We start from the raw sequence: 15,540 nt of genomic DNA, 5'->3' as shown, positions 1-15,540 counted from the left end.
GAGGCACCTGCGTTGTTATTTTGTCCGATGGTAGCGTGATCAGGTCGGCGTGTACAACAATTGTGCAAAGGCGATGACAACCCGGAAAATCCCGGTTACAGAGAGCCTGGCACGGCCCCGTGGCTCAACTGGATAGAGCAGCCCCCTCCTAAGGGGCAGGTTGCAGGTTCGAATCCTGCCGGGGTCGCCAAAACCACCTGAAAAATATGGCTTATTTACAGGACGTTGTGCGGAAGACTGCAAAAAGTCCCGTCAGCTTTCGGGCCGTAATCGACTGAAACGGCCGATTTCTCGTACAAGACCTGTACAAAATTCGCACGTTTGTGCGTATTTCGGGGGCCAATCATGAGCCGCCATAGCTTTGATCCCGAAATCGCGGGACGTGTTGGCCTGAACGCGGCGGTGATTTTCCAGAACATCACCTTCTGGATCGAGAAGAACCAAGCCAATCGCCGCAACCTTCGAGACGGGCGGTATTGGACTTACAATTCGATCTCGGCCTTTAGTGAGTTGTTCCCCTATCTGAGCGAAAAGCAGATCCGAACAGCGCTCGAAAAGCTGGTCAGCGCAGAGCTGATCATCAAGGGCAATTTCAGCGATGATCGTTATGATCGGACCTGTTGGTATGCCTTGGGCAACTCCATTTGCCCAAATGGGCAAATCGATCTGACCGAAAGGGAAAATGATGCATTTGCCCCTGAGGGCAAGCCATCTGCCCCTGAGGGCAAATCCTATAAGAACAGATATAAACCATATCAAAAACCAAATCCTTCGCACGCGAAGGTAGCGGTGGAGGATGAGATTTCAGAAAAGATTTTGTCCGCCTACCCCGAGGATCGCGTTCGCGGCAAAGCGGTTTGTAACTCGCAAATCCGCCAAGCGCTGGCCGACGGAGTGGACGCCAAAGACCTCGAGGACGCCGTGCGGACCTATGCGACCGAGAGCGAAGGCTTCACCCGCTCCAAGGTGTGCTTCTCCGACAATTGGTTCTCCTCTGGCCGTTGGTTGAAATACCTTCAGGAGGTTGAGGAGGCGCGAGAAGCGGGCAAAGCCAAAGAGGCTGAATTGCTGAAAGGTTTGGCCGATTGGGTCACGGACAAGCATCCCCTTTGCCGCCACATAACACCCGGCCAAGTGACCGCTTTGCTAGCCGCGAACCTAGTCAGCTCAGCTGAAATCGAAGCGGCGGGGCTTAGCGCATGAGTGCGATCGATCTCCACAAAGAGCAGAGAGCAAGGTTACCCACCGATTACATCGGCGGGACTTGTGAGGGGCGGCCAGCCTCCCCTTCAAACCCCAACCAAACGCACGCAAGCGGCGTCAAAGAGGGCCTTTCCGAGAGCGTGATCTTTCGATGCACCCCGTCGGAAAAGGCCGCGCTTGTGGCCAAGGCGCGCGCCGCTGGCCTGCCCAATGCCACGCTGATGCGCGAGGCATTGGGGCTGACCGAGGCACGTCGGCGCAAGCCCGTCCCCCGAGTTGACCCGAAGCTGACCTTTGCGATTGCCCGCGTCGGCGGCAACCTCAATCAGCTCTCCCGCTGGATCAACGGCGCGGTCAAATCCGGCTGCGCGAGCCAGATCGATGCGCTCAAGGTCACGACGCAGCTTGTGGCCATCGAGCGGCAATTGGCGCAGATCGTGGCGGCACACACGGGCGGTGGCGAATGATCATGTCGTTCTTCTCCACCGGTACGGGAGGCGGTGCAGCCCCCATCGACTACCTGACCGCGCGCGAAGTTCTGGCCTATGACGAGAACCGCAATCTGATCCGTGATGATAACGGCCAGCCGCAAACCAAGATCCGCGACCCGCTGCCCGAGGTGCTGCACGGCAATCCTGATCAGACCCGCGACCTTATCGATGCGAGCCCCAACAAATGGAGCTACACGGCAGGTGTGATCAGCTTTGCCGACAGCGACGATCCCAGTCCCGCCGCCCAGCAAGAGGCCATTGAGCTATTTGAGGCTCTGGCCTTTGCTGGGCTGGACAGGGATCAATACGATTGTCTCTGGGTGCGCCACTCGCATGAAGGCAATGTCGAGCTGCACTTCTGCACGCCACGCCTTGAGCTGAGCACGGGCAAGACGTTGAACATCGCACCGCCAGGCCATGAAAACGCCTTTTCCAGCCTGCGTGATTTGATGAACAAGACGCACGGTTGGGCAGACCCTTTGGAGCCAGATCGCGCTCGCGAAGTGAGGGCGACGATTGAAGCGCCGACGCGCGCGCAAGGTCGCGAAGCGCTGCACGATTGGATCCTCGATCAGATCAGCGTCGGCACCATCACCGACCGCGCCAGCATGATCGATGCTTTGGCCGATGCAGGCTTTGATATCCCCCGTGCCAGCAAGAATTACATCACCGCCAAAGACCCCGACACCGGCGAGCGCTGGCGTTTGAAAGGAGAGATTTTCCATGACGACTGGCAAGCCGAACCGCCTCGCCGAGAAATTGAACGCGGACCTGGAGACAGTACGCAGCGACCACGCCGCCTTGATGGCATCTCAACTGGAGAGCTTCAGGAGCGATTTCAGCAGCATTGCGACCAGCGCGCTGCATACAATCGAGACCGATATCAGGTTCTTTCTGAGCGACAGCAGGAGCGAGTTGGAGAGGCGGAGCGAGACGATCAGGCGCTGGTTGACGATCTCACCCTGGGTGATCGTGGTGATGGTCTCATCCTGGATCGCGACAGTGCTGATCGCGAGTTGGTTTTGGGCGGGCTTGATCACGCGCTCGGAGATGACGAGGCTTGGCCTGACACGGATCGAACAGGCTGGGCAGACATGGGTGACGCTGGACCCCGACCGGACCGAATTGATGACCTGCACCATGGCCGGGACGCCGGTCATCTGTATCGAGATCAAGGAACCCTAGATGACACAGACCCTGACAGCATTGGAACGCGAATTGCTCGCATCCGTCGAGCGGTTGGTGACGGCCTGCAAGAGTTCAGCCAAGGAATTGCACGCCTTGGAGAAGCGCTCGACCAGCAGGATCGAAAGCAAGGTGAATGGCTTGGCGCATTGCGTGGCGCTATTGATGAAATCACATCTCACGTCCGTCACCACATTGGCCGACTTGCTGCGCGAGGAGCAGAATTACGCGACGCTGCAGGCGGGGTTAGAGACCAGCTGGAAACTAGCGAAAGACGCCGAGAAGCGACTGAAAGAGAGTTAGACGCGAGAGATAGCCACCGCAGCGCCGGACATTCGCTTTGATCTAACTGCAAATGTTGGCGTGGTTCGAGGGTCTGCAGTGGGAATCTTAGATTCGTTCTGCAGCAATTCACCACACGTCTGCGATTTCTTTGCTGGGTGCGTAGCGGATAAACCGGAACTTCATGTAGAATGCAGCGAAGAGCTCGAAAGAGCCCAAAGTGTTTGATGCTGCAGAATGCACCAATGGCTGAAAACCCACGAAAAGCGGGCATTAGAAGACGCGCTTAGCGGCCGTCCAGTGATGGATTGGACTGGTTTGTTAGTAAAATCAATATCTTAATTTGTTCTGTGTACACTGTGTGTGCAACAAGAAATCGCGTTCTGGCGCACTCTGTCGGGCGTTTGGCGGTTGTGTGGATTAGATTCAATTGAAGCGCATTGGACCTGGAACGGCCTAGAGATCTCATCAACTCTGCAACGGCACGTAGTCATTTGTCCCTTGTAGAGCCCATCAAAGAGATGGTGAGACGAAGGTCGGCGTTTTCCCGTGTCGGTGGCGGTCGTTGCCATCTTCGTGCTCGCCGCTGCGATCACGCCTGCGGCGATCGAGCGTGCAGTCCTCCATGCGACAGCGACAGATGTTGGCTGAATGTACCTCTTGGTCGCGACGGGATTTGTCCTTTTCGTGCTGTTCCTTGCACTGACACGGATCGGGAGCAGGGGACTGAGCTCCTTGAATCAGACCGATGCTATGCCCTCGAACTCGATACTCATGCCCGTTGCGACCTGCGGCACGTAGTGGCAATGCGATGAGTTGTTGTCACGTCCTTCGCAGTGTCAGCCAGATCAGCAGTGTGATTCCGAGTATCGCGGAGAGCGCTGATCCGCTGAGAATGCCCAGCTTCGCCGCATTCAGGACGGACCAGTCGAATGCGAGGCCCGCAATGAACAGCGACATCGTGAAACCGATTCCCGTGAGAAACGAGCCGGCGATGATGAATGGCCACGACAGCCCAGGCGCGAGCACAGCGAGGCCTGAGCGGACCGCAAGCCAGCTGAACCCGAGGACGCCAATCGGTTTTCCCAGCACCAGGCCGACAATGATCGCCACGGAGACCGGTTGTCCGAAATCGGCACCGCCAATCGTGATGCCAGCATTTGCCAGTGCGAAGATCGGCATGATTGCAAAGCCGACCCAAGGGTGCAGCATCATCTCAAGACGTTCGACCGGCGAGAGCGATTCGGTGAGCGCTCGGCCCGCCTGACGAAGGTCATGATGGCCTGCAACATCCCCTTGCCGATGATCGCCGTTCCGAGCGGCGAGTACGCGCCCGAGGATCGCACGCAGGCGAATATCGCTCACCCAAATTCGGGTAGGCGTCATGAGGCCCAGAATGACACCGGCTATGGTCGCGTGAACGCCAGAGGCATCGAAGCACAGCCAGACTGCCGCCCCCATGAAGAAATAGACCGGGACGCTTCTGATCCCGAGGCGCGAAGCGGTTGCTACAACACCAATTCCCAGCAGGCCCAACCCGAGCGCCGACCAAGTCAACGCCTCCCCGTATCCAAGGGCGACCACGAGTATCGCACCGACATCATCAAAGATAGCGAGGGAAAGCAGGAACAGACGCAAGGTGGGCGGGATCCGGTTTCCGAAAAGGGCCAGGCACCCGATCACGAACGCCGTATCTGTCGCCATCACGGTTCCCCAGCCGTGCATCCCGGGTTGCCCGTACATCATCGCAAGAAACAGGGAGACCGGTACAACCATGCCACCCACTGCGCCTGCAAACGGCAGGGCGGCCTGTCGAGGGTTTCGCAATTCGCCCAGCACGATCTCCCGCTTGAGCTCCAACGAAAGCACAAAGAAGAAGAGCGTCATTAAACCGTCATTGATCCAGTGTCGCAGCGAGCGGGTGAAATCCAACGAGCCGAACGTCAGGCCAATGGGCGTCTCCCAAAAGCCCAGAAAGGCCTCTTGCCAAGGTGAATTTGCCAGCACCAAGGCCAGTAGAACCGCCAGAAGAAGGAGCCCGCCTGCCGCCGCTTCGATTTTCAAAAAGCGCGCAAATGGCTTTGTTATTCTGTCGGCGGCCTCGTGGGGCAGAGTCTGGGGATTGTCGATCATGGGATGAGCATACCATTTCCAATTGGAAGGTGCGCTGCCCGCACTTCAAAGCTCAGTAGGCACCTTCGCGCGTCTCTTTGTCCCAGAGATCATACATGCAAGGCTCAGTCAGACGGAGCGCGTGCCTCGGCGAACGACACAAGTCTGCGGCGATGCTCATCCCAGAGGTGGAGGTGCGCGCAGCGGAGGCTTTGCTGAAGCGTGATGCGTTTGGTCTGTGCCAGAATCTCGTGATCCTCGATCACCTCGGGCAGGCGATAAAACGGAATTCGACTGGCCAAATGATGAACATGGTGGACACCGATATTGCCAGTGATCCAGCGTAGAACGCCCGGAAGCTCGTAATGTGAGCTTCCGTAAAGTGCTGCTTCGTGGATGTTCCAATTTTCTTCGTGCTGCCAACTGGTTTCTTCGAACTGATGCTGGACATAGAAGAACCACATGCCGGCGACTGCACCCAAGAACATGGTTGGCAGGAAGACGAAAAGAACAACGTCCCATTCACCCAGCCAGACAATCAAGGTCAGCGCCGAACCAATGGCAGCGTTTGTTCCCATTGCGCTCAGCCAGTATCGCCAGCCCGACCGCATCAAGTGAACGGGCAGTCGGTTCTGCAAAAAGAACGTATAGAACGGCACCACTCCGAACAGGAAAACTGGATTGCGGATAAGCCGATAGAGCGCCCGGCCGAGCCACCCCTTTTCTCGGTACTCCGTGACTGTGAGGATCGGCATATCTCCGACACCCCGCCGGTCGAGGTTTCCGGTCGTGGCATGATGGATTGCGTGCGTTTTGCGCCAGACGTCATAGGGCGTCAGCGTGATCACGCCGATAACGCGACCGATCCAGTCGCATAGGCGCCGACTGCGAAACAGGGACCCGTGACCGCAATCGTGCTGGATCATGAACAGTCGGACGAGGAACGCCGCATTCACCAGTGCCAGGGCCATTGCCAGCGCAGTACTGATCGACAGCATCCACCAGGCGACCGCCCATATTGCCACGAACGGGGCCACTGTCACAGTCAGCTCGAAGATGCTGCGGGAATGGATTGGCTGTCGGTATTTCGCCATCGCCCGCGACCAGTCTGACGGAGCCAATTTTGGCTCTTCCCGCATCAGATCAGTCTGACCGGCAGCATTTCGCGGGCCCGGCTCCTTACCCGCAATGGACGAGGCCCGCGCTTGTACTGGGGGCTGCGGCGCGCTCAGAGGCTGAGCTTTACGGACTCGGTTGGTGGTTTGATCCGGTATCTCTTCTCGATCTCGCTCTTGGCGACGACTGTTGGTTGAATAGGACGAAAGCTTCATCGGCAATGGAAATCCTGTGTGATTGAGTGTTTACAGTTGCGGCCTCCGAACGGAGTTGCCACCAGCGATGATCTGGTTGATGAGGGCCGCAATAGATCGGTGCGTTTCCGTTTCGGCCTCCGATCCCTTGGCGTTCTCATGGGTTGCTGCGGCGTCGCGAAGAACACCTACGATCTCGTGCTCCGGCAGCAGTCCGCCATCGTTCAAGGCAAGCAGAAGTGCCTCGCATATTGAAAGGGCGGCCTGTCCTGAGTACTCGTTCAACGTAGACATCTTAGGGTTTCCCATCTCGTTTCGCGATCTGGCCCGAATTCGCGCCGGACCTATCCGTACTTCTCGCACGAAATGAGCTATGCTGGACTGATCGAGAGCAGTCGAAGAAACGATTTCCACGCGGCTGACGGACCTGTCAGGGAGAAGCTATGACACCATTCGTGACCAGCCCGCTCACCCGCAAGCTTTCGGCCTTTGTCGCTTTGTCAAAGGCGGAGTTGGATGTGCTCGAGCGCCTGCACCAGCGCCGCCGCTCCTTCGTCGCTGGGCGCGATATGGTCCATCAGGGGCAATCCGATCAAGCCGCCTATATTCTGTCCGCGGGTTGGGTCTGTTCCTACAAGCTCCAGCCTGACGGGACACGCCAGATTGTCGATTTTCAGGTGCCCGGGGATTTCCTCGGCTTGCGCAGCGTGCTGTTGCGCACCTCGGACCACAGTTTCGAACCCATCGTGGACATCGAGGCCGCCAAAGTGTTGAAGAGCGACCTTCTGGCGGCCTTCTCGGATACGCCGCGGCTTGCGACAGCCATTCTTTGGGCGGCATCGCGGGACGAGGCAATGGTGGTCGAACACCTTGTAGGGATCGGCAGGCGCGACGCGGACGCCCGGATGGCACATTTTCTGTTGGAACTGGGATCAAGGCTGGCACTGGTCGGTATGGGATCCAGAGAAGGATACGACTGCCCACTCACCCAGTATCACTTGGCCGATGTGCTGGGGTTAAGTGCCATTCATGTGAATCGCGTCCTGCGACAGCTGCGCGAAAGAGGGCTGGTGACCTTTCGAGACGGTCGCGTGTCCTTTGAAGACCATGCTGGATTGGTGGAACTGGCTGAGTTTGATGCAGCCTATCTGGACCAGACCGGACCGCTCCTAAAGTAAGAGGGCCGCCCTCCCTTGTTTGGCAGGCGGCCCCGGTGATCACGTCAAACGCCGGAGGTCACGCGAGGGCGTGGGTCGCCGCATCGAGTTCCTTGTTGGTCTCGGCGTCGTTCTTCGCCGTGTGCGCCTTCTCGGCCGCCTGGTAATGCTTCAGAGCGGCGTCCTTCTTCGGACCAGCGGGCGCCTTGTCCCACGTGGCCTTGACGGATTTCATCTTGTCGGCAGTCTTGTTCTGTTCGGGAGTCATTGGAATTGTCCTTTCCTGGACGCTCCGAGAATATGAAGCGTGCCGACATGCCGACCCTTTTGGGATCGGCACGCCGACGCGCAACTCGGGTACTCGGAAATCTTCTCTGCCACCAAATATTCGGCGGACATGCCTGACCTAGCCTTGCCAGAGGTCGCCCGCACTGACGCAGGTTAGTCCCGGCGTGCGACAGGTCGAATGACACCGCGGCACTCAGGCCACCATGGTCTGCTGGTGGGAGATCCTCAGCCAGGTGCCGTCATCGTCGAGGTACGTTGAGGCGCAGAGTGCCTTGTAGATCGACACGTCGGCTTTCTCTGCCGAGACCCGGTAGGTGAGAATGGCGATGTCGTGACACCGCATCACGCGCCGTTCGGCCATGACGACGGAGCGCCAGCCGGTGCTCTGCTTTAGATGGGTCCAGATCTGGTCACCCTGCAGGATGCCGGGAGGATAGGGGAAAATCATGACAGCGTTGGTTGCTGTCGTCGCCCGCGCATTGTCAGCGCCACTGGTCCAAAAGTGTTCCTCCATATCCCATAGTACGCCTTGTTCGCCAGGCGATAGCGTCCCGGCCTTGTGCGCGGAATGACCTTTTGTCTTGGTGGTCTGAGTGGAAATGGTCATTCGCCTGACCCAGACCCGCCAAACGTCAGCACTTGAAACAGCACAAAGATGATCGCGAGCACGGCCCAGATCGCGCCGCTTGTACCCGGGCGGCCATCCGCAACGGTCGAGGAAGCTCGCTTCAGGGTACCTGGCGTCGGGCCATCCGGGAGCAGTTGGCTCAAGTCTCGTGCGATCCTGACGTGATCGCTTTCGAGCGTGGGAACATCCGGAAATCGAGCAAGTAGCTTTCCCAAGCGTGATCCCGCGGCATCGCGCCCCAGAGCGACCAGCTCAGCGGTTTCTTTCCATGGATCGAGGCCGAGCCGCGCGAGCGTGGAGAGGACCGTCACGACATATCCGTTTCGATCCTCGCCAACGGACGCATAGAGAAATCGCTCGAACTCGGGTGGGTGCGGGTTGAGTACATTGGGGTCGGCCATTGTCATTCCATTCCTTGGTTGCAGGAACGCAGATCGCCCCTGTTTCCCAAAGGATACGCGTGGGTCGGTCTCCCCGCCCTTACACAGGTCAGTGCGCGCGACTGCCCCCGGGTAGGTCGCAGCCGGTTTGGTGCCCGGGACTAACATGCGTCAGTGCCAGTCGGACGATCCTGAGGTACAAGACACTAAATCGTTCGACTGTTCCGTCCCGGACTCAAAGGGGCCGTCGACAGTGATGAGCGACGAATCTGCCAACACCGCGGAGATCAGAGATGACCATGCGGTCGACCAGATCGACGGTGACGTTTTCGAACCCATTCACCTTGCCGGGATACCCGGGCGATTTACCCCCGGGCGACTACGAAGTTCTCGTCGAAGAGGAGCTTCTCCATGGGCTGAGCTTCGAGGCTTACCGACGGACGGCGACGTACCTGACAGTGCGCGGCAGGGGCAGTCATGCGGGACGCTCCGAGTTGAGGGCCATTTCTGAAAAAGACCTGAAAGAGGCGCTGAGCCGGGATGCGGCCACAACCGAAACGAACAATCACAGCGATGCGGCGCTTTCCCCGTAGGAGGACTTGAAATGAAAACTCCCGAATGGCTCAAACCCGGCATTTATGGCGCGCTGATCGGCGCGGTCTTCGTCGGTGTCGTCGGATTCACATGGGGCGGCTGGGTAACCGGCGGCACTTCGAATGACCGGGCGATGGCGATGTCCCGTGACGACGTCGTTGCCTCCATGGTACCGGTCTGCCTCGACATGGCGCGATCCGACCCGGCGCGGGCAGACAAGCTTGCAACAATCCGGGCAGCCTCAACCTACCAGAGGCGCGACGCTCTCATGACAGCCGGCTGGGCGACGATGCCAGGAACCGATGCCCCAGACCGAGACATTGCGCAAGCCTGCCTGAAGGAACTGGAACTCTGAGGTCATGCTGTTCAGAGCCGACGATGTGATGACGCAAAACGGATCGCACCGTCAAACGCGCGAGCCAGGCATCGCACCGAGTGCCAAAACCGAAATAGGAGCTTGCGATGCCTTCTGATGACAATGGACCGGAAGATCGCGGACCTTGGAAAAACAAGCAGACCAGCGTTCCCCCTGAGGTTGACGCAATACTCAGGCGGGGGCGGGATCGGCTGCACGGCATCCTGCCGGACGGTCTGCCACCGGTGAAGCGTCTTGCAATCGGGGCCGCCATTGCGCTTGTGGCGTTTGGGGCGTGGTCCTCATATTACACGGTGCCGAGCGACTCCGTTGCGATTGTCCAAAGGTTCGGGAAGTACGCGGCCGAGGTCCCTCCGGGGCTGCACTTCAAGATCCCGTTCGGGATCGACGTGACCACGTTGGTCCCGGTCAAGCGCCAGCTGAAACAGGAGTTCGGGTTCACGACTCCGGGTGCCTCCGATCCCTATCAGAGCCCGACGGACGGTCGCCGCGAGACCGAGATGGTGACTGGCGATCTCAACGCCGCGCTCGTGGAGTGGGTGGTGCAGTACCGGATTTCCGAACCCCGGAAGTTCTTGTTTGAAGTGCGCGAGCCAAGCGCGACCCTGCGTTACGTCTCGGAGTCCGTCATGCGCGAAGTCGTGGGAGACCGCACAGTCGACGAGGTGATCACCGTCGGGCGCCAGGAAATCGAAAGCGAAGCCCTGCTGAAGATGCAGGCGCTCGCGACCAAATACGCGATGGGCATCAGCATCGATCAGGTACAGCTGAAAAACATCAATCCGCCCCAGCCGGTTCAAGCCTCGTTCAACGAGGTCAACCAGGCACAACAAGAGAAGGAGCGGATCATCAACGAGGCCCGCCGCGAATACAACCGCGTCATACCTCTGGCCGAGGGCGAAAAGGACCAGCGCATCCGCGAAGCCGATGGCTATCGCCTGAGGCGGATCAACGAAGCCGAGGGCGACGCGGCCCGATTCACGGCCCTCCTGACGGAATACCGTCTGGCGCCCGAAGTGACCAGGCGCCGGATCTACATCGAAACCCTTCAGGATGTTCTGCCGGGAATTGGTTCCAAGATCATCGTTGACGGGTCCACGGCAAGCATCCTCCCGCTTTTGAACCTTGATCGACAGACAGGAGAGCAACGATGAAGACCCTTTCGCTTATTGCCTCGGGGATCGCGGTTGCCGGGGTCGTCGCTGCGTCATCCGCCGTCTACACGGTCGGCGAGGTCGAACAGGCCATCATCACCCAGTTCGGCAAGCCGGTCGGCGCGCCGATCACCGAGGCTGGTCTCAAGTTGAAACTCCCCTTCGTTCAGGAGGTTAACCGGATCGACAGCCGGGTTCTGGAGTGGGACGGCTCGCCATCGGACATGCCCACCAAAGACAAGCTCTATATCTCGGTCGATCTCTTCGCGCGCTGGAAGATCACCGATCCTCTGCAGTACTTTTTGCGCCTGCGCGACGAACGCAGCGCCCAGTCGCGCCTCGATGATATCCTCGGTAGCGAGACGCGGAACGCCGTCGCCAAGCACGAACTTATCGAGATTGTGCGCACGACCAGGGGCCGGACACCGCTTCGGGACACGCTTCTGACGGACCAGGAGCTTGCGCAGGACATTGGCGCTCTCGTTCCCATCACGAAGGGGCGGGCGCTGGTCGAGCAGCAGATCTTCGAGGCGGCGGCAGAGAAGGTGCGCGTCTTCGGGATCGAGCTTCTCGACATTCGTTTCAAGCGCATAAACTACAACGAAAGCGTGCGACCCAAGATCTATGACCGCATGATCTCGGAGCGCCGGCAGATCGCCGAACGCTTCCTGTCTGAAGGCAACGGCGAAGCGGCCCGTATTCAAGGCAACAGGGTGCGGGATCTGAACAAGATACAGTCCGAAGCCTATCGCGCCGTCGAGGAAATCCGCGGTGCCGCCGATGCCGCAGCAGCAGCAATCTATGCGGGCGCCTACAATGTCGATGCCGTTTCTGTGGAATTCTACGATTTCACCCGAACAATGCAGGCCTACGGCGACATGATCTCCGACGACACGACGCTTGTCCTGACGACGGACAGCGATCTGTTCCAGTTCCTGCGCGGTATGCAGGGCGAGGCAGACCCAATCCGCGACCCCGGTAGCGACCCGGGCGATGGTGGCGTGGCGTCAAACGGCAGGGACTGACCAGCGCAAGACCTTGCGACGCCGATCGTGACACGCTCAGATGTCGGCGTGGGCCGATAGTTTCGTGGCCAAAGGACGCAATCATGAATAGAGTGCATCAAGCGGAAGCGGCAGCGGCCGACAGGGCGGTGCCCCCACAAGAAGGCGATGACGCGGGGGGCGCTGAAAGGCTGTTTGCCCTGGGCTTGGTCCATTTCATCGAGCGTCTGTTGCTGGTTGTGATCGTGGCCATGACGCTCCTCGCCGTCACCTTTGAAATCGTGGCTATCTTTCGCCTTGGTACAATCCTGCTGGCCGATATTCTGCTGATGTTTCTCTACCTTGAAGTGATCGGAATGGTTGCGGTGTATTAAGCCAAACGCAATTCCGTGTTCGCGTATCCAAAATTCATTGCAATCACCGCAGTTGGTCGTCTGGTGGTCTTACAGGGCAAGGAAATGGAGCCGGTAAACATCCTGATCGAAGCAGCGGCAATTCTTCTGTTATCGATTTCCGCGCTCGTAATTATCTGGGCAATCGGTCAGCAGGCTGCACGGTTGCACCCAAGCTAACCTGCGTCAGCACAATCGATCCGCTCGGATGGTAGGAAGATGCGAAGACAGGCATCTCGACGAACCGATGATGCCTGCATGTTCGGACGCGAGCGCGGGTCGCTCCAGGGGCAATCCAACAACTTAAAGGGTAGAGCCATGGCACCAGCCGGTAGTCTTTCAAAGATTAAACCACAAGCGACCGATCTTGAACGGCGTGTTCTGGCCCATGAGCGGATCCTGCAGGCCTTGATCGCCTACATGGCCCGCACGGAGCCGCGGTTCATCGATCATTTGAAATCACGGTTCGTCGAACCGATGAGCATGGCGCGGCGTGAACACGATCACCGCGAAACCGATGACTACGCAGAAGAGTTCATTCGCGCGGTGATGCTCCTCGGAGAAGTGCGCGCGCGCAACGCGAAGGAGCAGGATGTGTCCGACAAGCAGCCCGAGCCGCCAAGACGCAAAGGAGCACAGGAGTCTTCCATGAACCGGCCAAAGCAGCGAGGCGGGGTTCAGGTACACGAAAGAAACGGCATCTGGGAGGTGCGGGTCGATGGCAAGTTCCGCGGCGACTACTACCAGAAGGAACATGCTCTTGCCGCTGCGGCCCTGCACAAGTTGTCGCCCCGATGACCGGTAGCACTCATCCGACAGTTCCACGGGACTTCTCGATCCAGGTGGCCGAGAACGAAGGCATGCCATCGATACCGAACTCAAAGGCCTCCTTAACACCGGTTGCACGCACCCGACGGCTGACCGGAACGCTCACACTTGGGCTATCGAAGACACCCGCAGCAACCGGCGGAATCTGGTCCGCCAAAGAGCAAGCGGCGATCAGACATCCCCTTGCGAGGCTGATCGCGAGGATGGCAGTTATAGCCGGTGTGATAGCGTCTCTCGCCTTCCCTGTGCTTGCGCAGGATGGCACGGGGCAGATACCGCAGGATGCTCAGCCGCCCAGCTATGGTGACGGTTGCATCGCCATCAATTTGCCGGAGAACGCCTATCTCGACCAACCCGGAAACCGGTGGAGCTGCAACCGAGGCTTCCGGCTCTCCGACGGGGCGTGCATCCTTGCACGGTGATGCGGATGTGTCTCGTCGCGGTGCGTCCGGCATGCGAGTGAGCATCGGGTGCCGTCTGCGCTACCGCATTCCACAGCAGACGCCCATGATCGCGATGCTGAACGTCCACTACTCGCGCTTCGGCGACCTGGAGCGCGCGGACTATCTCGTGACCTCCCCCAGCGTGCCGCTCGAAAGCTACCGGGATGGCTTCGGCAACTGGTGTACGCGCATGCTGGCTCCGGAGGGCGACTTTACCCTGTCGACAGACGGCATCTTCCGCGATACCGGCCAGCCCGATCCCGTCTTTCCTGATGCGCAGCAGCACGCGGTTCAGGATCTGCCGTTCGAGACACTCGTGTTCCTGCAGGGGAGCCGGTATTGCGATACCGATCTTCTCTCGGAGGAAGCCTGGCGACTTTTCGAGAACACGGAACCCGGTTGGTCCCGCGTTCAGGCGATCTGTGATTTCGTGCACAATCACGTGGCGTTCGACTACATGCAGGCAAAGGCGACGCGCACCGCAACGCAGACCCTCGCCGAGCGACAGGGTGTATGCCGCGACTTTGCCCATCTCGCCATCGCGCTGTGTCGCTGCATGAATATTCCGGCACGTTACTGCACCGGATATCTGAGCGACATTGGTGAGCCTCTCCCGCATCCGCCTGGCGACTTCGCCGCATGGATGGAGGTCTTTCTCGCTGGTGAATGGCACATGTTCGACCCGCGCAACAACAAGCCGAGGATTGCGAGAATTCTGATCGCGCGCGGCCGCGATGCCGCCGATGTGCCTTTGACCCAGACATTCGGCGACAACACTTTGACGGAATTCAATGTCTGGACCGATGAATTGGCCTGACTGACCTTGTTTCCTTCGCGGTGCACCATCGTAAATCGGGTAGCCAGTCCCCATATAGGTAATACCGATGCAAAGTATCCCGGTCCGGCACGGACGAGGAATTTAGCATCGGCCAATCAAAGGATCGATGACATGTCCTTCAAGGACCTGACCGCCAGGGCTGCGGCCGCAATGAAGCCGAAGCCTGCCGAAACAGCAAAGGCACCAGCCAAGGCGAACGAGCCCAAGGCCGTCGTCAAGGAAGTGCCAGCGAAATCCAAGACATCTTGAGACGTGCAAAGGCCACGCGCCCCATTCTCAAAGGGGGCGCGGGCCACCCGCAGCAGCAACATGGAGGATCACGACGATGGAAGATCTGACGAGCAAGACCGTCGCGGTGTTCGCCCGACCGTTCACTTTACCCGGCTTCAACGAGACGCTCCCGGAAGGAGAGTACGAGATCGAAACGGAGTCGGTTTCACCCCCGGATCAAGAGGATCCCGCAGCCTGGAAGGCCACCGTCCTGGTGAAGCTTCATCCGCGGACATCGTATCCCGGGCTTGCGCGAACCCTGACCGTTTCTCTTACCGACCTCGACCACGCACGCGCCAGAGATAAGCTTACGGGTAAGGCGCTATCTGACTTCTTCCTCGAGGAAATGCTGGCAGATCCAATGGTGCGCCTCGTGATGAAGGCTGACGGAGTCTCCGAGGCGCATCTGCGACATCTCTATTCTGGGCACCGAACGCCCCAGTCTGACAGGGATGTGCTGGACCCGAAGCCGGCGTACCAAGGAGCACGCGAAATTGCGCCAATCCAGGCTGCCGAGAACGAAGGCATGCCCTCGCGACCGGAAACGTCGCCGCCCTCGCGGACATGCCTCGTAGCAGAACAGATATGACGGCGAACAAGGCCAT

The 15,540-nt window shown here is 59.0% G+C and carries 21 protein-coding genes and 1 tRNA gene; 16 read left to right on the top strand and 6 right to left on the bottom strand.

Going from position 1 to position 15,540, the window contains the following annotated elements:
* Positions 1-113 precede the first annotated feature (113 nt).
* The 4 genes from AC2FLO_RS07225 (at position 114) to AC2FLO_RS07210 (ending at position 3,223) form a co-directional block, all read left to right on the top strand.
* Positions 114-190 (top strand) — tRNA-Arg (locus tag AC2FLO_RS07225).
* 155 nt (positions 191-345) lie between these two features.
* Entirely contained in the window at positions 346-1,203 is an 858-nt protein-coding gene (locus AC2FLO_RS07220; protein WP_496753214.1) for a hypothetical protein, read from the top strand.
* Complete coding sequence (locus AC2FLO_RS07215) at positions 1,200-1,670, top strand: plasmid mobilization protein (RefSeq protein WP_480748532.1); 471 nt, start codon at positions 1,200-1,202, stop codon at positions 1,668-1,670. Before AC2FLO_RS07220 ends, AC2FLO_RS07215 begins: the two co-directional genes overlap by 4 nt.
* A 2-nt stretch (positions 1,671-1,672) precedes the next feature.
* A complete protein-coding gene (locus AC2FLO_RS07210) occupies positions 1,673-3,223 on the top strand; it encodes a relaxase family protein (protein WP_496753213.1) in 1,551 nt (516 codons plus the stop codon).
* 760 nt (positions 3,224-3,983) lie between these two features.
* On the opposite strand, the gene nhaA is transcribed toward AC2FLO_RS07210, so the two are convergent.
* The 3 genes from nhaA to AC2FLO_RS07195 all read right to left on the bottom strand — a co-directional run bounded on the left by nhaA (position 3,984) and on the right by AC2FLO_RS07195 (position 6,877).
* Positions 3,984-5,294: a Na+/H+ antiporter NhaA gene (gene nhaA, locus AC2FLO_RS07205; RefSeq protein ID WP_496753212.1), complete on the bottom strand. Its 1,311-nt coding sequence runs from the start codon at positions 5,292-5,294 to the stop codon at positions 3,984-3,986.
* A gap of 104 nt (positions 5,295-5,398) precedes the next feature.
* Positions 5,399-6,412 (bottom strand): fatty acid desaturase, encoded by a 1,014-nt coding sequence (locus AC2FLO_RS07200; protein WP_496804301.1) that lies wholly within the window; start codon positions 6,410-6,412, stop codon positions 5,399-5,401.
* A 222-nt stretch (positions 6,413-6,634) separates the two neighbouring features.
* A complete protein-coding gene (locus AC2FLO_RS07195) occupies positions 6,635-6,877 on the bottom strand; it encodes a hypothetical protein (protein ID WP_496753210.1) in 243 nt (80 codons plus the stop codon).
* A 149-nt stretch (positions 6,878-7,026) separates the two neighbouring features.
* On the opposite strand from AC2FLO_RS07195, the gene AC2FLO_RS07190 reads away from it, so the two are divergent.
* Positions 7,027-7,761, top strand: coding sequence for a Crp/Fnr family transcriptional regulator (locus AC2FLO_RS07190; RefSeq protein ID WP_496753209.1), 735 nt, complete (start codon positions 7,027-7,029; stop codon positions 7,759-7,761).
* A gap of 58 nt (positions 7,762-7,819) precedes the next feature.
* Here the strand turns inward: AC2FLO_RS07190 and AC2FLO_RS07185 are convergent, their stop codons facing one another.
* The 3 genes from AC2FLO_RS07185 to AC2FLO_RS07175 all read right to left on the bottom strand — a co-directional run bounded on the left by AC2FLO_RS07185 (position 7,820) and on the right by AC2FLO_RS07175 (position 9,057).
* Complete coding sequence (locus AC2FLO_RS07185; protein ID WP_496753208.1) at positions 7,820-8,008, bottom strand: hypothetical protein; 189 nt, start codon at positions 8,006-8,008, stop codon at positions 7,820-7,822.
* A 213-nt stretch (positions 8,009-8,221) separates the two neighbouring features.
* Complete coding sequence (locus tag AC2FLO_RS07180; RefSeq protein ID WP_496753207.1) at positions 8,222-8,635, bottom strand: hypothetical protein; 414 nt, start codon at positions 8,633-8,635, stop codon at positions 8,222-8,224.
* Positions 8,632-9,057, bottom strand: a complete 426-nt coding sequence (locus tag AC2FLO_RS07175; RefSeq protein WP_496753206.1) for a hypothetical protein — start codon at positions 9,055-9,057, stop codon at positions 8,632-8,634. The genes AC2FLO_RS07180 and AC2FLO_RS07175 overlap by 4 nt, the downstream gene beginning before the upstream one ends.
* Positions 9,058-9,335: 278 nt before the next feature.
* Here AC2FLO_RS07175 and AC2FLO_RS07170 point away from each other — a divergent pair, with 278 nt between their 5' ends.
* The 11 genes from AC2FLO_RS07170 to AC2FLO_RS07120 all read left to right on the top strand — a co-directional run bounded on the left by AC2FLO_RS07170 (position 9,336) and on the right by AC2FLO_RS07120 (position 15,524).
* Positions 9,336-9,629, top strand: a complete 294-nt coding sequence (locus tag AC2FLO_RS07170; protein ID WP_496811665.1) for a hypothetical protein — start codon at positions 9,336-9,338, stop codon at positions 9,627-9,629.
* A gap of 11 nt (positions 9,630-9,640) precedes the next feature.
* Positions 9,641-9,985: a hypothetical protein gene (locus AC2FLO_RS07165; protein WP_496753204.1), complete on the top strand. Its 345-nt coding sequence runs from the start codon at positions 9,641-9,643 to the stop codon at positions 9,983-9,985.
* Between the two features lie 107 nt (positions 9,986-10,092).
* Entirely contained in the window at positions 10,093-11,160 is a 1,068-nt protein-coding gene (gene hflK, locus AC2FLO_RS07160) for an FtsH protease activity modulator HflK (protein ID WP_496753203.1), read from the top strand.
* Positions 11,157-12,185 (top strand): protease modulator HflC, encoded by a 1,029-nt coding sequence (gene hflC / locus AC2FLO_RS07155; protein WP_496753202.1) that lies wholly within the window; start codon positions 11,157-11,159, stop codon positions 12,183-12,185. Before hflK ends, hflC begins: the two co-directional genes overlap by 4 nt.
* Positions 12,186-12,268: 83 nt before the next feature.
* Positions 12,269-12,538, top strand: coding sequence for a hypothetical protein (locus tag AC2FLO_RS07150; RefSeq protein WP_496753201.1), 270 nt, complete (start codon positions 12,269-12,271; stop codon positions 12,536-12,538).
* A gap of 15 nt (positions 12,539-12,553) precedes the next feature.
* Positions 12,554-12,736, top strand: a complete 183-nt coding sequence (locus AC2FLO_RS07145; protein ID WP_496753200.1) for a phosphate-starvation-inducible PsiE family protein — start codon at positions 12,554-12,556, stop codon at positions 12,734-12,736.
* Positions 12,737-12,874: 138 nt separating this feature from the next.
* A complete protein-coding gene (locus tag AC2FLO_RS07140; RefSeq protein ID WP_496753199.1) occupies positions 12,875-13,354 on the top strand; it encodes a hypothetical protein in 480 nt (159 codons plus the stop codon).
* A complete protein-coding gene (locus AC2FLO_RS07135; protein WP_496753198.1) occupies positions 13,351-13,806 on the top strand; it encodes a hypothetical protein in 456 nt (151 codons plus the stop codon). The genes AC2FLO_RS07140 and AC2FLO_RS07135 overlap by 4 nt, the downstream gene beginning before the upstream one ends.
* Positions 13,807-13,891: 85 nt before the next feature.
* Entirely contained in the window at positions 13,892-14,644 is a 753-nt protein-coding gene (locus tag AC2FLO_RS07130) for a transglutaminase-like domain-containing protein (RefSeq protein ID WP_496753197.1), read from the top strand.
* Positions 14,645-14,776: 132 nt separating this feature from the next.
* Positions 14,777-14,914, top strand: coding sequence for a hypothetical protein (locus AC2FLO_RS07125; RefSeq protein ID WP_496753196.1), 138 nt, complete (start codon positions 14,777-14,779; stop codon positions 14,912-14,914).
* Positions 14,915-14,990: 76 nt separating this feature from the next.
* The gene (locus AC2FLO_RS07120) at positions 14,991-15,524 is read left to right on the top strand and encodes a hypothetical protein (protein ID WP_496753195.1); all 534 of its coding nucleotides are present in this window, start codon (positions 14,991-14,993) and stop codon (positions 15,522-15,524) included.
* Positions 15,525-15,540: the final 16 nt, after the last annotated feature.

The organism is Ruegeria sp. TASC047 (genome assembly GCF_059612445.1).
Note: the sequence above shows the minus strand (reverse complement) of the source record. Positions and strands in the feature narration are given on the sequence as shown.

Coding starts and splice junctions, on each gene's coding strand:
- AC2FLO_RS07220 (WP_496753214.1), top strand. CDS start 346: ATGAGCCGCCATAGCTTTGATCCCGAAATCGCGGGACGTGTTGGCCTG.
- AC2FLO_RS07215 (WP_480748532.1), top strand. CDS start 1,200: ATGAGTGCGATCGATCTCCACAAAGAGCAGAGAGCAAGGTTACCCACC.
- AC2FLO_RS07210 (WP_496753213.1), top strand. CDS start 1,673: ATGTCGTTCTTCTCCACCGGTACGGGAGGCGGTGCAGCCCCCATCGAC.
- nhaA (WP_496753212.1), bottom strand. CDS start 5,294: ATGATCGACAATCCCCAGACTCTGCCCCACGAGGCCGCCGACAGAATA.
- AC2FLO_RS07200 (WP_496804301.1), bottom strand. CDS start 6,412: ATGCGGGAAGAGCCAAAATTGGCTCCGTCAGACTGGTCGCGGGCGATG.
- AC2FLO_RS07195 (WP_496753210.1), bottom strand. CDS start 6,877: ATGTCTACGTTGAACGAGTACTCAGGACAGGCCGCCCTTTCAATATGC.
- AC2FLO_RS07190 (WP_496753209.1), top strand. CDS start 7,027: ATGACACCATTCGTGACCAGCCCGCTCACCCGCAAGCTTTCGGCCTTT.
- AC2FLO_RS07185 (WP_496753208.1), bottom strand. CDS start 8,008: ATGACTCCCGAACAGAACAAGACTGCCGACAAGATGAAATCCGTCAAG.
- AC2FLO_RS07180 (WP_496753207.1), bottom strand. CDS start 8,635: ATGACCATTTCCACTCAGACCACCAAGACAAAAGGTCATTCCGCGCAC.
- AC2FLO_RS07175 (WP_496753206.1), bottom strand. CDS start 9,057: ATGGCCGACCCCAATGTACTCAACCCGCACCCACCCGAGTTCGAGCGA.
- AC2FLO_RS07170 (WP_496811665.1), top strand. CDS start 9,336: ATGCGGTCGACCAGATCGACGGTGACGTTTTCGAACCCATTCACCTTG.
- AC2FLO_RS07165 (WP_496753204.1), top strand. CDS start 9,641: ATGAAAACTCCCGAATGGCTCAAACCCGGCATTTATGGCGCGCTGATC.
- hflK (WP_496753203.1), top strand. CDS start 10,093: ATGCCTTCTGATGACAATGGACCGGAAGATCGCGGACCTTGGAAAAAC.
- hflC (WP_496753202.1), top strand. CDS start 11,157: ATGAAGACCCTTTCGCTTATTGCCTCGGGGATCGCGGTTGCCGGGGTC.
- AC2FLO_RS07150 (WP_496753201.1), top strand. CDS start 12,269: ATGAATAGAGTGCATCAAGCGGAAGCGGCAGCGGCCGACAGGGCGGTG.
- AC2FLO_RS07140 (WP_496753199.1), top strand. CDS start 12,875: ATGGCACCAGCCGGTAGTCTTTCAAAGATTAAACCACAAGCGACCGAT.
- AC2FLO_RS07135 (WP_496753198.1), top strand. CDS start 13,351: ATGACCGGTAGCACTCATCCGACAGTTCCACGGGACTTCTCGATCCAG.
- AC2FLO_RS07130 (WP_496753197.1), top strand. CDS start 13,892: ATGATCGCGATGCTGAACGTCCACTACTCGCGCTTCGGCGACCTGGAG.
- AC2FLO_RS07125 (WP_496753196.1), top strand. CDS start 14,777: ATGTCCTTCAAGGACCTGACCGCCAGGGCTGCGGCCGCAATGAAGCCG.
- AC2FLO_RS07120 (WP_496753195.1), top strand. CDS start 14,991: ATGGAAGATCTGACGAGCAAGACCGTCGCGGTGTTCGCCCGACCGTTC.